This is a genomic window from Polynucleobacter sp. UK-Kesae-W10 (assembly GCF_018881575.1).
In the GTDB taxonomy this organism is placed as follows: Bacteria; Pseudomonadota; Gammaproteobacteria; order Burkholderiales; family Burkholderiaceae; genus Polynucleobacter.
Genome location: NZ_JACVQB010000001.1, coordinates 805,812 through 820,250, shown reverse-complemented (window position 1 = coordinate 820,250; position 14,439 = coordinate 805,812). Strand labels below are relative to the sequence as shown.

The window sequence follows — 14,439 nt, the reverse complement described above, 5'->3', positions numbered from 1 at the left end:
GATAAGAAAAAGGCCCGCAGAGCGGGCCTTTTTCATGACTACAAGCAGGTGATTAAGAAACGATCACAAACCAAGTAGTGTTATGAGACTGAGCAACCATCAAGAACAACATTGGGATAGAGAGCAATGTGTTTAAACGGGATGTCAACATCGCAACACGAGCTGATTTTGCTTTTACATCGGCTTCGACAGTCACGATACCAAGTGCACGCTTCTGGTTAGGCCAGATGATGAACCATACGTTGAACGCCATCACTAAAGCGATCCACATGCCCAAACCGATTGCGCGGAATGGAGCTTGCAAGGTAAATGCTTGATGTGCATAACCATTCAATGTAGCCACAATCAAACCAGTCAATACAGTGAACAACGCTGCCCAACGGAACCAAAACAAGGCTGCAGGAGCAATCACTTTACCAATGGCTGGCTTTTGCTCATCAGGAATCTTTGGCATGGAAGGAATTTGCACAAAGTTGAAGTACCAGAGCAAGCCAATCCACATCACACCAAACATCACGTGCAACCAACGGAATACAAATGGCAATTCAGCAGAGCTGAAATTACCGCCTAAAGCCAAAATAATCAAAACAAGAAGCACAAAACCAGCAAATACTGTGCGTCCCAATGAGGTCAAAATTGAAGCCATGAAAGGTTCTCCTATATATAAGAATGCGATGTAACTATAAACGATTCTGCTAATTTTGTTCAGACCCCCAAAAATCGAGAATTCTTACTTAGAATAGTGACTTAGCACCCTTTGGGATGCAAAATCAATCAATAAAACAATATGAGACAGACTATGCCCACCCCTCTTTTTGCCAAAGCCTTTGCCTGCCTTGCGTTGGGCTGCATGAGCTTTGTTTCTAGCGTCAATGCACAAGAATTTCCACCCAAGAAAACCATCACCATCGTCGTAGGGTTTGCAGCAGGTGGTTCAGCTGATAGCGCTGCCCGAGTGATCGCAAAAAAACTGAGTGAAGATCTTGGGCAAAACGTGATTGTGGATAACAAGCCTGGCGCTGGTGGAAATATTGCACACGCTTACACGGCCAACGCCCCAGCAGATGGCTCTGTCATTCTGTTTGGCTCAGTAGGTCCGCTTTCGATTGCTCCCCATCTTATGAAGCTGCCTTATGATCCACAGAAGGATTTGGCACCGCTCACTATGGGCGTAACCTTTCCCAATGTTTTGGTAGTGATTCCCGAATTAGGCGTCAAAAACTTTAAAGAGTATGTGGCTCTGGCCAAAAAGAATCCTGGCAAGATTACTTTCGCCTCAACTGGCAGCGGATCTGCCTCACATCTGCAAGGAGAATTGCTGAACGTGCGTGCAGATATTGATACGGTGCATGTGCCTTATAAAGGTGGAAGCCCCGCCATGGTCGACCTCCTCGGCGGACGTGTTTCTTCTTATTACTCCGCCTTAGCAACTGCTGACCCGTACATTAAAAACGGTAAGCTCATTCCGATTGCAACTACAGGCTTAAAACGTGCACCCACACTGCCTAATGTGCCCACGATTGCTGAGTCTGGCTACCCCGGGTTTGATGCCAGCAACTGGTATGCCTTTGTAGCGCCGGGCAAAACGCCTGATGTGATTTTGGATAAATGGAATAAAGCACTGGTTGCCGTGCTGAAAGATAAAGCGACTAATGCGCAGTTAGCGGAGCATGGCCTGACACCCAACCCGGGCAGCAGAGAAGACTTACAAAAATATATTGCTAGTCAATCTGCGCTGTGGGGAAAAATTATTGCCGATAGAAAAATAACCGCTGAGTAAGACTACATCAGCGGTTATTTAGTGATGCACAGGCCGCTTGTATAGCGGCTTTGTATTTACTGGGCAGTCCAGCCACCATCCATATTCCAGGCAACTCCACGAACTTCAGAAGCATCAGGCCCACAAAGGAAGACCGCTAATGCAGCCAACTGCTCTGGGGTGACAAACTCACCGGAAGGTTGCTTCTCAGAGACCAAGGCAGTCTTAGCAGCTTCATTGGATATGCCTTCGCGCTCAGCACGTGCATCAACCTGCTTTTGCACCAGCGGAGTGAGCACCCAGCCCGGGCAGATAGCATTACAAGTAATACCGGTGCGCGCATTTTCAAGTGCAGTGACTTTCGTTAATCCAACAATGCCATGCTTGGCGGCTACATAAGCGGCTTTTTGGGTAGATGCCACTAAGCCATGGACTGAGGCAATATTAATAATGCGCCCCCAGTTACGCTGTTTCATTCCAGGCAAAGCATGATGGGTTGTGTGAAACGCAGAACTTAAATTAATCGCAATAATTGCATCCCATTTGTCTGTCGGGAATTCTTCAATATTGGCCGTATATTGAATACCAGCGTTATTAACCAAAATATCCAATGAGCCAAAGCGCTTCTCAGTCTGCTTTACTAAGTCCTCAATCTCAGCGGGCTTACTCATGTCAGCACCGTGATAATCCACCTCAACACCGCACGCTTTAATCTTGGCAATCGCATCATCTTTTTCACCAAAACCATTCACCATAATATTGGCGCCCTGCTTCGCTAAAGCAATTGCCATACCCAAACCAATACCGCTAGTAGAGCCCGTAACAAGCGCTGTTTTACCTTTTAATGAAGACATATCGATGTGTACCGTATCAAGTTGACGAAGAGGGGTGACGGGACGAGTCCTGCCAGAGCCCTAAAACTGGATGTTACAGGATGTGCAAACCCGAACTCCGGGTTTGCACCAAAGTAGGCGGGAACCCTAGAAAATTAGATTTTCTTGAGGGCCCGTAAGATTTTTTCGCAGGTAATGGGCTGATCAAATACAGTGGCATTAAATGGCGCCAACGCATCATTGATAGCATTTTGTACTGCGCCTGGAGCGCCTGCTGTACCAGCCTCACCAGCACCCTTGGCGCCTAACTTGGAGGATTGGGTAGGCGTTTCCACGTGGGCCACCTCGATGTCTGGCATTTCATTTGCCATAGGCACCAAGTAATCAGCCATACTGCCATTGCGCAATAGGCCACTGTCATCGTAGAGACACTCTTCAAACAACACGCCACCAATACCTTGAACGATTGCACCCCGCACCTGCTCATCAACCAACATAGGGTTAATCACACGACCGCAATCTTCAACAGCCCAGTGCTTCAAGAGTTTTACAAAACCAGTATCAGGATCAACCTCAACGTAAGAAGCCTGCACACCATTCGTAAAGATAAATGGATAATCTTTTTGCGTGTAGTGGCGAGTTACCATCAAGTCAGCAGAGAATCCAGCTGGCAATGTATCGGTACGGAAATATCCAATGCGACCAATTTCGCTAAAGGGCAGCAATTGCTCACCAGTCGTTTTATCTAATACATGACTACGATGAATCGACAATTCATTTACAGGGCGATTCAAAATTGCACCAGCAAGTTTGAGAATATTTTCATGTAAAGCCTGGCAGGCCAGCAATACCGCCTCACCACCCACACCTGCACCACGAGAAGCCCAAGTGCCACCACCGTAAGGAGTAACGTCAGTGTCTCCAGTAACAATCCGCACCTGGTTGATAGGAACACCAACCGCATCGGCTGCGATTTGGGCGTAGATACCTTCAGTACCCTGGCCTTGCTCACCAACACCCACCAAAACAGTAACGACACCGCTGGGATCTAAACGGACAGAGGCGCCATCTTGAGAGGCAATACGGGCACCCCCTACCCCATAGAACGCAGGACTTGGATTGGTTAACTCAATCAGGGTTGCAAAACCAATACCTCGATAGATTCCTTTTTTACGCAACTCAGCCTGCTCTTTGCGCAAAGCGGAGTAATCCATCATTTTTTCAATCGTGCGCAAACATTGCTCGTGCGAAAGCACCTCTAATTTGATTCCAGAAATTCCAGAGCATGGATACGCATCATCTGGAATCACATTGCGCTTGCGGAATTCCAATGGATCCATCCGCAATTTTTGTGCAGCTAAGTCAACCAGTCCCTCAGTCACTGCGCAGGCAATTGGGTGCCCCACACCGCGATACTGACAAGTTGGTGTTTTATTCTGAAAAACGACATCCAAATGGGCGCGATAATGTTGATGCTTATAAGGGCCACCAACCAAGTTCACTACTTGATTGCCCTCAATGGCACTGGTTCTTGGGAACATGGAATAAGGACCAATACCAGTTAAATCCTTAATTTCGAAAGCGAGGATATCACCTGCCTTATTTGCAGCAATACGCCCCTGGATACGGTGTTCGCGCGCATGAATATCGCTCGTAAATGACTCTAAGCGATCTGCCACGAACTTGACTGGGCGCTCGAGCATCATCGACAAGCCTACCGTCGCAAAGTCGTCTGGATAAGCATGTACTTTGATACCAAATGAACCGCCCACATCCTTACAAATCACATGGACATCAGATTCAGAAAACCCAAACTGACGGCAGTACAAGTCCTGCATCATATGTGGCGCTTGCTGTGAGTGATACACCGTCAGACGACGCTCTCCTGGGTTGTAATCAGCAATTTGACACCGCGGCTCGAGGGTAACGCCTGTATGGCGGCCAAATCCAAAAGTGGCTTCAGCGACAACATCGGCATTGGCAAATGCCTCATCCACATTGCCGACATCGAGGCTACGTGTAAAGCACAAATTATCACCAAGCTCGGGATGTATTAATGGCGTGGCAGGATCTAACGCAGACTCCATGGAAATCACTGCGGGCAACTCTTCCCATTCGACATCTACCAACTGCAATGCATCTTCCGCCTGCGCTCTGGTCTCGGCCACGACAGCTACGACGGGCTCACCCTGCCAGCATGCGCGGTCAATCGCTAATGCATGCTGAGGAGCGGATTTCATACCGGTCAAATGCCCTAGGGTAGCAACCCAAGGCTTACAAATTTTAGCCATTTGCACACCATCAACTACCGCCAATACTCCTGGCATCTTGCTGGCTTGCTCAATATGGATTTTGCCAATCTTCATATGCGCTACTGGGGAGCGCCAATACACCACATGTCCCATACGGGGCAATTGAATATCATCGATGTAGGTGCCCTGACCTTCAAGCAAGCGGCGAGCGCCATGTCTAGGTTCACTATTACCGATATAGCGCTGATCATTGGTAACGGGATCGAGAACGAGTCCTTTTAAATCACTTGGCTTATTCATAATACGTTTCCCTAATCCCTTAAACGTGAGCAACGACTGGTTTAATTTTTTGACCTCTAGCGCGGGCTTCTAGTACATCCACAATTGCATCCACAATCGAGTGGTATCCAGTACAGCGACAGTAGTTACCAGAAATCCATTCGCGCACTTCTTCACGACTCGCCTTTGGCGAAGTCTCAATGAGTTCGGCAGCAGCCAATAACATGCCAGATGAACAAAAACCGCATTGCATCGCGTTATGGCGCAAAAAGGATTCCTGGAGATCAGCCAAGGCACCGCTTTTAGTGAGCCCCTCAATCGTCTCAACTATGCAACCATCGGCCTGTACCGCCAAAAATAAGCAGCCCCGAATAATTTGACCATCCACCTTCACAGTACAAGCGCCGCAAGCGCCCTGCTCACAACCTAAGTGCGGTCCCTTAAGGTGCAAATCCTCGCGCAAGAAATCCACCAGATGACGGCGCGGCTCAATCTCTGCATTTACTGCAACTCCGTTCACGGTCATGGATACTTTTTTCTTCAAAGTCATTTTTAAATCCTCGAACAGTTGGAGTAATTAGGCAGCTAAATGCTTTAAGCAACGCTCAAGTAGCACGCCAATTAAATGCGTCTTCGCTTCAGCGCTATTAGTAATGTCAGCAATTGCATCAATTTCAGCACGTGCAGCCTCAACCGCTTTGACAATTAACTCATCATTTAATGGCTGGCCATCAACGATATTTTGTGCAGCAACTGCCATGACCGGTGTGGAGCTCACAGAGAAAAAAGTGAATGCGCAGTTGCTTAAAACATGGCCTTGCTTTTGCGCTACTGCAGCCAAGCCCGCAACAGCATAATCGCCATGGCGTCTTGCAAGCTCATGGAAATAAAACACTTGATTACTTGCGGCCAATGGAATTTCAGTAGCGACCAGAATTTCATCTGGCTCTAGTGAAGTGGTGTACAGATCAATAAAAAAATCTTTTGCAGCAATTTTGCGTTCTCCACTAGGGCCCTGAATGACCATGGTGGCTTGGAGAGTGAGGCTGCAAGCAGGCCACTCAGCAGCAGGATCGCCATAAGCCAGCGAGCCGCCCCAGGTACCTAAATTTCGAATAGCACGATGTGCAATGTGCGGTGCCGCTGCTTTTAACAGCGGAGCATGCTTGGCCACCAACTCAGAATCTTCAATTTCAGTGTGTGTTACTAAAGCACCAATTCTGAGATGGTCGCCCACAACAGAAATTCCTTTGAGCTCGTCCACATCAGTGATGTCAATCAAAATTGTGGGCTCTGATAAACGCATATTCAACGTAGCCAGGAGGGTTTGGCCGCCAGCAATTAATCTTGCGTCGTCCCCACCTTGCTCTAGCAAAGCTAAAGCATCGCTTAATGCTGTTGGCTTTACATAGTCAAATGCTGCTGCTTTCATTGAGTCTCCTCCACCGCTTAATTAATATAAGCCTTTGCGGCTTTTATAGTTTTTTATATTCACTACATCACTACTACTGCTTTAGTACTTCACTACTTTTTTTCTACTGCTATTTTTTTATTTTTTAACTACCTACTACTCATCGTTAGCGCCAGACTCCAGCGCTACTGTCTCCCCGCCTAATTCTTTTGCAAACCTTTGAAAAAAGTCATCTGCGATTTTTTTAGCTGACGCACTAATTAAGCGCCCACCAATTTGTCCTAGCTTTCCACCAATGGAAGCCTCTGTCGTATAAGAAATTAAGGTGCCGCCTTCTGCAGCTTTTAGTTCTACTCGCGAGCGTCCCTTGGCAAACCCTGCAGCCCCACCGGAACCTTCAAAAGCCATTGAGCAGGATTGATCAGGGATGATGTCGCTTAGCAGCAGCTTTCCGGCAAAACGCGCCCGTACAGGCCCAATCTTGAACATCACCTTTGCGTGGATTTCTTCAGGAGATACCCGGCTAATCTCTTCGCAGCCTGGAATGGACTTGGCTAAGACGTCAATATCGTTCAATCCCTTCCATACATCTGGGATTGGAGCCGCTATGAGCTGTTCGCCGTTTAATTCCATTACTTTTCCTTCGGGTTTGTACGAATAGAGTCTTATCTACCAATTGTTCAACAATGTACCATTATTTAACTTTTGGTCAATAAGTCCAAATTCGGATAAACCCTGAGAAACCATGCGTTTTAGCGAAGATAGTATTTCCAGCCCAAATCAGGCCGAAAATCAGGCTCAAGCGCAGACCCCTGCCCGCAGGAGAATGAATACTGCCGAGCGGAAGCGTCAGATCCTAGATCGGGCTATTCAGTTTTTTGCAAAATATGGGATTGATGGACAGCTACGTAACCTCACCAAGGAACTTGGCGTAACCCATACTCTGCTCTATCACTACTTTCCCACCAAAGATGCACTGATTCAGGAAGTCTATAAAGAGGTTTTCGAATCACGGTGGAAGCCCGAGTGGGAGCGATTACTCGATGATGAGACGCTTACGCCAGAAGAAAAGTTCAATGCTTTTTACCTGGACTACACCAATACCGTATTGACGTATGACTTTGTACGCATTTTGATTTTCTCGGGTTTGAGTGACCACTCTATCAGTGACCGCTTCTTTGAACTCCTAAGAGTGCGTTTGCTGCCCAGACTAATTCGCGAGACACGCAAATACTGTGATCGCCCCACTAGCTCGAAGCCTACGCAGCGTGAGCTGGAATTTTTAATGGGGCTTCATGGTGGCATTTTTTATATCGGCATGCGCCGCTGGATCTATGGTCAGGCGATCTATGCAGCCGAAAGCCCCGATACTGAACAAGAAATTATTCGCGATCGCGTGCAATCCTATTTGCAGTCCGCCAAAACCCTATTTGCTTAACACCAAAGGCCGCCATGACTAACCTTAGCCTCAATCACTTCTCAATCCGCAGCCTGGAAATTGAAAAAACTACAGAATTTTTTAGCAAAGTTTTAGGCCTGACCGTAGGCCCCCGCCCAGAGTTTCCGTTCCCTGGCGTGTGGCTCTATAACGGCGATGACAGTGATTGGGCAAACGCCGTCTTGCATTTAATTGCAATTGATAAAAATGATCCCAATGGATTAAAAAAATATCTCGGTGACCGTGATCCAAGCTCTCTACATGGCTCAGGTGCAATAGATCACATTGCCTTTTTTGCGAAGGGATTGGAGGAAAAAATTACACTGCTCAAGCAATTGAATATTCCTTATCGGGAACGCACTGTGCCTGTATTAAAGCTTCATCAAGTGTTCCTTGATGATCCCAACGGTGTTGTGATTGAGCTCAATTACCCAGCCGATGAAAAAGCTGCGTTAGACGCCAAAGCGGCTTAAGAACATATTCGAAAATACCTATGGCAAAAATACTAGTAGTCGGGGGATCTTTGGGTGGACTGTTTGCAGCCAATATTTTGCTGCGCCAAGGTCATGACGTCACCCTGTTAGAAAAAGCTACCGGCTCCCTTGATGGTCGTGGCGCAGGCATTGTTACGCATGATGCCTTAGCTGCAGCCCTAAAAGCTGCTGGAGTGACTGTCGACCACACCCTAGGAGTACCCGTCACACAACGAGTGACTTTAGGTGCTGATGGTCAAAGCCTGGGGGAAATGGAGTTACCGCAAGTACTCACCTCCTGGAGTCGTCTGTACCACATGCTGAAAGAAAGCTTTCCAGCCCAGCGCTATTTACAGGGTAAAAGCGTCAAAGTGGTCAAACAAGATGCGCAATCGGTACAAGTCACCTGTGAGGATGGCAGCCAATTTGAAGCGGAATTGCTGATTGCATCTGATGGCATACGCTCGGGAGTGCGTGCACAAGTAGCGCCAGAGATTCAGCCTCAATATGCTGGTTATATTGCTTGGCGTGGCGTCTGTGATGAGGCTTATTTATCTCAATACACCTTAGACACATTATTTAATCGTTTTGGCTTTTGCTTACCCAATGGAGAGCAGATGCTAGGTTATCCAGTTGCGGGCTCCGGCAATGATACCCGCCCAGGAAAACGTCGCTACAACTTCGTATGGTATCGACCAGCTTCTGAGCATGAGGAGCTAGTTAGCCTATTAACCGATGATGATGGTCACCATTACCCTATCGGCATCCCGCCATCAAAAGTATCCTGGAAACACATTGCGCATATGCGCAAAGTTGCTCAAGAAATATTGGCGCCGCAGTACGCAGAAATTCTAGAAAAAACAGCTATGCCATTCTTGCAGGCAATTTACGATGTCCGCTCTGAGCAAATCGTCTTTGGCAGAATCGCCCTCATGGGAGATGCTGCCTTTGTAGGCAGACCCCATGTGGGTATGGGCGTCACCAAGGCTGGTGATGAAGCCATTGTGATCGCCAAGCACATTGCCGCCCTAGGAGCAACGCCAGAGGCATTGCAAGCCTATAGCGATGAACGCCTGATTCTCGGCCAGCAGGTGGTAGCTAGAGCGCAGTATTTGGGTCGCTACATGCAAGCTCAGGGCAGCAAAGGCACAAGAGACAATGAGAATCTCAAAAGAAATGCCGGTACGGTCATGGCTGAAACTGCGATTGATTTAAGTGATCTTTTAGCCCAAGGAAAAGCAGTGCCTGAATCCGCACATTAACAAGCGCATTCAGTTAAGATTTGTGAAACAAAAAAGCATTCTTATTTAAACAAAGTTTTATATGGAGGAGACAACCATGAAACAAAAAGTAACGAATCAAACAAGAAGAAAGATGTTGATTGGTGGTGCTGCCGCTGCTAGCACACCACTCTGGTTGAACGTAGCCAATGCGCAAGCAGATACGATCAAGATTGGTTTCCCAACTCCTTTAACAGGTCCTTTTTCTGCGGAAGCGCAAGATCAAGTGAAAGCTGCGGAACTTGCCATCAAAGAATTCAATGATGCTGGCGGCTTTAATGGCCGCAAAGCTGAGCTCTTGGTACGCGATGACAAGCTCAATCCAGGCGAAGCGGCAACTCGCACGCTCGAATTGATTGAAAAAGATAAAGTGAACTTTGTCGTTGGCTCTCTTTCTGCAGCAACCCAACTATCTATCAATGCAGTATGTAAAGAACGTAAAGTGCTCTTTAACTCTATCAGCCAATCTGATGCGATTAATGAAGCAAAAGATTGGAGCGTTTACACATTCCACGAATCATTGAACCCGACAATGACTGCTGGTGCTGTTGCTCGTTACTCCATCCCCCGCTATGGCAAAAAGATTGTCTTTTTGACCGCTGACTACGCCTATGGCCATGAAATGGTGCGCGCCTTTGAACGTGCCGGTAAAGAATTAGGTGCAACTACCCTGGCAGATATTCGTCATCCGCTTGGTGCCTCAGATTACTCTGCCTTCTTGCCACGCATCAAGGCATTGAACCCAGATATTTTGGTGCTCTGTAACTTTGGACGTGACTTAGTGAATGCAGCCAAGCAATGCACTGACTTTGGTCTCAAATCGAGCATGAAGATTGTTACGCCTGTATTGCTCTATACCTCTCGCTTAGCGGGTGGCCCAGAAGCTTTCGAGGGCATTCTTGGTGGTACAGGTTATTACTGGGGTCTTGAGGATCGTATTCCTACCGCCAAAACCTTCAATGATGCGTTCCGCAAAATGTATAACGGCTCAGTTCCATCAGACTACGGTGCATTAGGTTATGCCGGCATTAAGAGCGTATTAGCATCCATCAAGATTGCTAAGTCGACAGACACCATGAAAGTGGTCTCCGCAATGGAGAACTTAAAGTACGACTGGTACAAGGGTCCTGAGTACTACCGCAAGTGCGACCACCAAGCGGTTCAAACTGTCATCATCGTAGAGTCCAAATCTAAGAATATGAAAGATAAGTATGACGTCTTCAATATTTTGACGATTGAACCTACTACTGAGAAAAATATGCGCACCTGCGCAGAGCTGGGCCACAAAGCCTAATGTAAAAATCAGGGGAGATCACCCGATTTCCCCTGAACCACTCCCCATTGCTAGTCGCTTTGGGGAGTTTTTCTGAGTACATTTATGACTGGTCTGACATTCGAACTTTTATGCATGCAACTACTGACAGGCATTGCCTTAGGTAGTATTTATGCCCTCCTAGCGCTTGGCTTATGCCTCATTTTTGGCATGCTCAACGTAGTGAATTTTGCGCATGGCGCATTCTTTATGGTTGGCGCCTTTCTAGGCGTTTACTTCCTGGGCGTGACTGGTAACTTTTGGTTTAGCCTAGTGCTAACACCTGTATTGACTGGATGTCTTGGCTTATTGACCGAGCGTTTCTTGGTCAGACCCCTATATGGACGCGGTCTTGATTACCCGCTACTACTGACCTTTGGCTTGTCATATGTTTTGATTGAAGTCATGCGCATCACCTTTGGTATTGAAGGCTTGCCATCTATCACTCCAGATGGTTTGAGTGGAACGGTAAACGTAGGCTTTGGATATTTTCCAAAATACAGACTCTTTTTAATTGGCGCTACTGCCATCATTATTTTTGGCGTTTGGTATTTAATTCAAAAGACGCGTTATGGCTTAATCATTAAAGCAGGCGCCGCTGATCAAGAAATTGTCAAAGTGTTAGGCGTTGATATTGCCAAGGTTTGGCTTCTGGTATTTGGCTTAGGTTGCGCAATTGCGGGTCTCTCCGGAATCCTGGCCTCTCCTACTCGCTCCGTCAATCCTGAAATGGGGATTCCGATTCTGGCTGAGTCTTTTGTGGTGACCGTAGTTGGCGGAATGGGTTCTCCTGTCGGCGCTGTCATTGCCGGCTTATTGGTAGGGGTCGTTTACAGCATGACCTCTCTTTTCTTTCCAGATTTGGCGGAGCTTTCTATTTTTGTATTAATGGCAGTGGTCTTATTAATTCGTCCACAAGGCCTTTTTGGTAAAGCGGGGGCGATGGGCTAATGCCCCGAATCTATATGAATTCATTTATTCAACTCATTGCTCGTCATCGCGTCTTAGCGAGCGCCCTCTTCTTGGCCATCTTCCCATTTGTGATGCCCTATGAGGCTTTAGCAATCAATATTTTGATCTTTGGCCTCTTTGCCATGGGCTTTAATTTGCTCTTTGGTTACATGGGGCTACTTTCTTTTGGTCATGCCGCATTCCTGGGAATTGGTGGCTATCTCACTGGCATTGGCATCGTGCACTATGGCATGCCTTGGGGTACAGCAATTCTAGTAGGCGTGGTGGGTGCGGCAATTGGCGGATTGATCATGGGCTTCTTAGCAATCCGTACACGAGGAATTTACTTCTCTATGGTGACCTTAGCCCTCGGCCAGATCGTGTATTACATCTTCTACAAAGCAGAAAGTTTTACCGGCGGAGAAAATGGTTTACGCGGCGTACGCGTTGACTCATTCAATATTTTTGGGATCCCAATAGATTTTCTCAACCCCCTGGTGAAGTACTACATCATTCTGGTGTTTGTAGTGGCGGCCATTTGGCTGATTTCACGCATCCTCAACTCCCCGCTTGGCGCGGTAATGGAGGCGATTCGGGAAAACGAAAAGCGTGCTGCAGCCTGTGGTTTTGATGTCGCAAAAACAAAGTTGCTTGTGTTTGTATTGTCAGCAGCCATTTGTGGCCTAGCAGGCTCACTGCGTGCCCTACACCTATCCATCGTGCCAATTGACTCCTTGCACTACTTGCAATCTGGCCAAGCCGTCATGATGAGCATTTTGGGTGGTATGGGCACCTTCTTTGGTCCTTTTGTGGGTGCAGCTGTCATGCTCTATCTCGAAGATGTCGTGACAACCTTTACAAAACATTGGATGGCGGTAGTCGGCTTGGTATTTATGTTCTTTGTATTGTTCTTCCCAAAGGGTATCTGGGGAACCATTCTGAGCAAGCTGTCAATTAATCAGGATTCCAAATAATGAATAGCGTCAGCACAACCCCCATTCTAGAGGCGCGTAACGTCAGCAAGAGCTTTGGGAAATTCAAGGCACTACAAAACGTTTCTACCAGCTTTATGCCCGGCACATTAACGGCAATTATTGGTCCCAATGGCGCTGGCAAAAGCACATTCTTCAACGTTTTAAGTGGTGCCTTCCCCCCAACAAGTGGACAGATCCTCTTTAACGGTAAAGATATTACTGGGATGCAGCAATATGAGTTCGCTCGCATCGGCATCTCTAAAAGCTTTCAAATTACGAACGTCTTTAAGCAATTAAGCGTTCACGAGAATGTCCGTGTAGCTGCTCAAATGGAAACAGCACGCTATAACTTTTTACGTAATGCTCAAAGCTACCCAGGGCCAATTGAAATTGCCGACCAGCTGTTGCATCGAGTCAATTTAGAACATCTACGAAATAAGAAAACGGGTGATCTGGCCCATGGTCAGCAGCGCGCTTTAGAAATTGCGATGGCCTTAGCCTGCAATCCCAGTTTATTGCTACTTGATGAGCCTACCGCAGGTATGTCTCCTGAAGAAACCTTGGTCATGATGGAGCTCATTCGCACATTGGCCAGTGAGCGCACTGTGATTTTAGTGGAGCATAAGATGAAACTCATTATGGGCTTATGCAAACGCATCATTGTTCTTCATCATGGCGAGTTCTTGGCTGAAGGTACGCCAGAAGAAATCCAAAATAATGCTGAGGTACGTCGCGTGTACCTAGGCCAAGGTTAATTTGAAAGTCACCTATGTTGCATATTGAAAATTTAAATGCCTGGTATGACCGTAGCCACGTTCTACAGGGCGTATCTTTAGAGGTCAATAAGGGAGAAATTGTGACCTTGATGGGTCGCAATGGCGCTGGCAAAACCACTACCCTGCGCTCGCTCATGGGTCTCCTCTCAAAGCGTCAGGGTAAGGCCACTATCGATGGCAGGTCTTTTTTAGACCTACCAGCGCATGATCGCTTTCATCTCGGGCTCGCATATGTTCCAGAGGACCGCCGCATCGTCCCTGGGCTAACCGTGAAAGAGAATCTTGAGTTAGGCGTGATTGCTCAGAAGAATCGTGGCGACATGGCCGCCTTAGTGGATGAGATTGCAGAAACCTTCCCAAGACTCAAAGAGCGCTTGCATCAAGATGGCACTTCTATGTCTGGCGGCGAGCAACAAATGCTGGCGATTGCTCGTGCCATGATTGCAAAGCCTAAAGTAATTCTGTTGGATGAACCTTCTGAAGGGATCATGCCGGTACTAGTAGAGGAAATGTTTGATCTTTTTGCGAAATTAAAGCAGCAAGGCTTAACTATCTTATTGGTAGAGCAAAATGTTCAGCAGGCGCTCAAGATTTCTGACCGTGCTTATATTTTGGATCAGGGTGAAATCGTATTCCATGACACCGCCCAAAACTTATTAAACAATGACGAGATTCAACAAAAGTATTGCGCGGTGTAATAA

General features: G+C 47.1%; 15 protein-coding genes. 9 read left to right on the top strand and 6 right to left on the bottom strand.

Translation table 11 applies throughout. The annotated features are described in order from the left end of the window. Positions 1–52 precede the first annotated feature (52 nt). The gene (locus ICN24_RS04295; RefSeq protein ID WP_216221580.1) at positions 53–646 is read right to left on the bottom strand and encodes a urate hydroxylase PuuD; all 594 of its coding nucleotides are present in this window, start codon (positions 644–646) and stop codon (positions 53–55) included. Positions 647–850: 204 nt separating this feature from the next. Between ICN24_RS04295 and ICN24_RS04290 the strand changes: the two genes are divergently transcribed. After that, positions 851–1,780 carry a tripartite tricarboxylate transporter substrate binding protein gene (locus tag ICN24_RS04290; protein ID WP_255532557.1) on the top strand — a complete coding sequence of 310 codons (930 nt, stop codon included), beginning with the start codon at positions 851–853 and terminating at the stop codon, positions 1,778–1,780. 56 nt (positions 1,781–1,836) lie between these two features. On the opposite strand, the gene ICN24_RS04285 is transcribed toward ICN24_RS04290, so the two are convergent. The 5 genes from ICN24_RS04285 to ICN24_RS04265 all read right to left on the bottom strand — a co-directional run bounded on the left by ICN24_RS04285 (position 1,837) and on the right by ICN24_RS04265 (position 7,167). Beyond that, complete coding sequence (locus ICN24_RS04285) at positions 1,837–2,613, bottom strand: 3-hydroxybutyrate dehydrogenase (RefSeq protein ID WP_216221576.1); 777 nt, start codon at positions 2,611–2,613, stop codon at positions 1,837–1,839. A gap of 134 nt (positions 2,614–2,747) precedes the next feature. After that, entirely contained in the window at positions 2,748–5,144 is a 2,397-nt protein-coding gene (locus tag ICN24_RS04280) for a xanthine dehydrogenase family protein molybdopterin-binding subunit (RefSeq protein ID WP_216221574.1), read from the bottom strand. Positions 5,145–5,163: 19 nt separating this feature from the next. After that, on the bottom strand, positions 5,164–5,673 hold the full coding sequence (locus tag ICN24_RS04275) for a (2Fe-2S)-binding protein (RefSeq protein ID WP_216221573.1): 510 nt from the start codon (positions 5,671–5,673) through the stop codon (positions 5,164–5,166). A 27-nt stretch (positions 5,674–5,700) separates the two neighbouring features. Further along, positions 5,701–6,555, bottom strand: coding sequence for a xanthine dehydrogenase family protein subunit M (locus ICN24_RS04270; protein WP_216221571.1), 855 nt, complete (start codon positions 6,553–6,555; stop codon positions 5,701–5,703). A 135-nt stretch (positions 6,556–6,690) separates the two neighbouring features. Then, a complete protein-coding gene (locus ICN24_RS04265; protein ID WP_216221569.1) occupies positions 6,691–7,167 on the bottom strand; it encodes a CoxG family protein in 477 nt (158 codons plus the stop codon). 193 nt (positions 7,168–7,360) lie between these two features. Between ICN24_RS04265 and ICN24_RS04260 the strand changes: the two genes are divergently transcribed. The 8 genes from ICN24_RS04260 to ICN24_RS04225 all read left to right on the top strand — a co-directional run bounded on the left by ICN24_RS04260 (position 7,361) and on the right by ICN24_RS04225 (position 14,436). Beyond that, positions 7,361–7,972 carry a TetR/AcrR family transcriptional regulator gene (locus ICN24_RS04260; protein ID WP_216221567.1) on the top strand — a complete coding sequence of 204 codons (612 nt, stop codon included), beginning with the start codon at positions 7,361–7,363 and terminating at the stop codon, positions 7,970–7,972. A 14-nt stretch (positions 7,973–7,986) separates the two neighbouring features. Further along, the gene (locus tag ICN24_RS04255) at positions 7,987–8,445 is read left to right on the top strand and encodes a glyoxalase (protein WP_216221565.1); all 459 of its coding nucleotides are present in this window, start codon (positions 7,987–7,989) and stop codon (positions 8,443–8,445) included. 20 nt (positions 8,446–8,465) lie between these two features. After that, positions 8,466–9,707 carry an FAD binding domain-containing protein gene (locus ICN24_RS04250; RefSeq protein WP_216221563.1) on the top strand — a complete coding sequence of 414 codons (1,242 nt, stop codon included), beginning with the start codon at positions 8,466–8,468 and terminating at the stop codon, positions 9,705–9,707. A 76-nt stretch (positions 9,708–9,783) separates the two neighbouring features. Then, positions 9,784–11,019 carry an ABC transporter substrate-binding protein gene (locus ICN24_RS04245; protein WP_255532556.1) on the top strand — a complete coding sequence of 412 codons (1,236 nt, stop codon included), beginning with the start codon at positions 9,784–9,786 and terminating at the stop codon, positions 11,017–11,019. A 114-nt stretch (positions 11,020–11,133) separates the two neighbouring features. After that, on the top strand, positions 11,134–11,988 hold the full coding sequence (locus ICN24_RS04240) for a branched-chain amino acid ABC transporter permease (RefSeq protein WP_255532555.1): 855 nt from the start codon (positions 11,134–11,136) through the stop codon (positions 11,986–11,988). Between the two features lie 14 nt (positions 11,989–12,002). Next, positions 12,003–12,962, top strand: a complete 960-nt coding sequence (locus ICN24_RS04235) for a branched-chain amino acid ABC transporter permease (protein ID WP_255532554.1) — start codon at positions 12,003–12,005, stop codon at positions 12,960–12,962. After that, positions 12,962–13,717: an ABC transporter ATP-binding protein gene (locus ICN24_RS04230; RefSeq protein WP_216221559.1), complete on the top strand. Its 756-nt coding sequence runs from the start codon at positions 12,962–12,964 to the stop codon at positions 13,715–13,717. Before ICN24_RS04235 ends, ICN24_RS04230 begins: the two co-directional genes overlap by 1 nt. A 14-nt stretch (positions 13,718–13,731) precedes the next feature. Further along, the gene (locus tag ICN24_RS04225) at positions 13,732–14,436 is read left to right on the top strand and encodes an ABC transporter ATP-binding protein (RefSeq protein WP_216221557.1); all 705 of its coding nucleotides are present in this window, start codon (positions 13,732–13,734) and stop codon (positions 14,434–14,436) included. Positions 14,437–14,439: the final 3 nt, after the last annotated feature.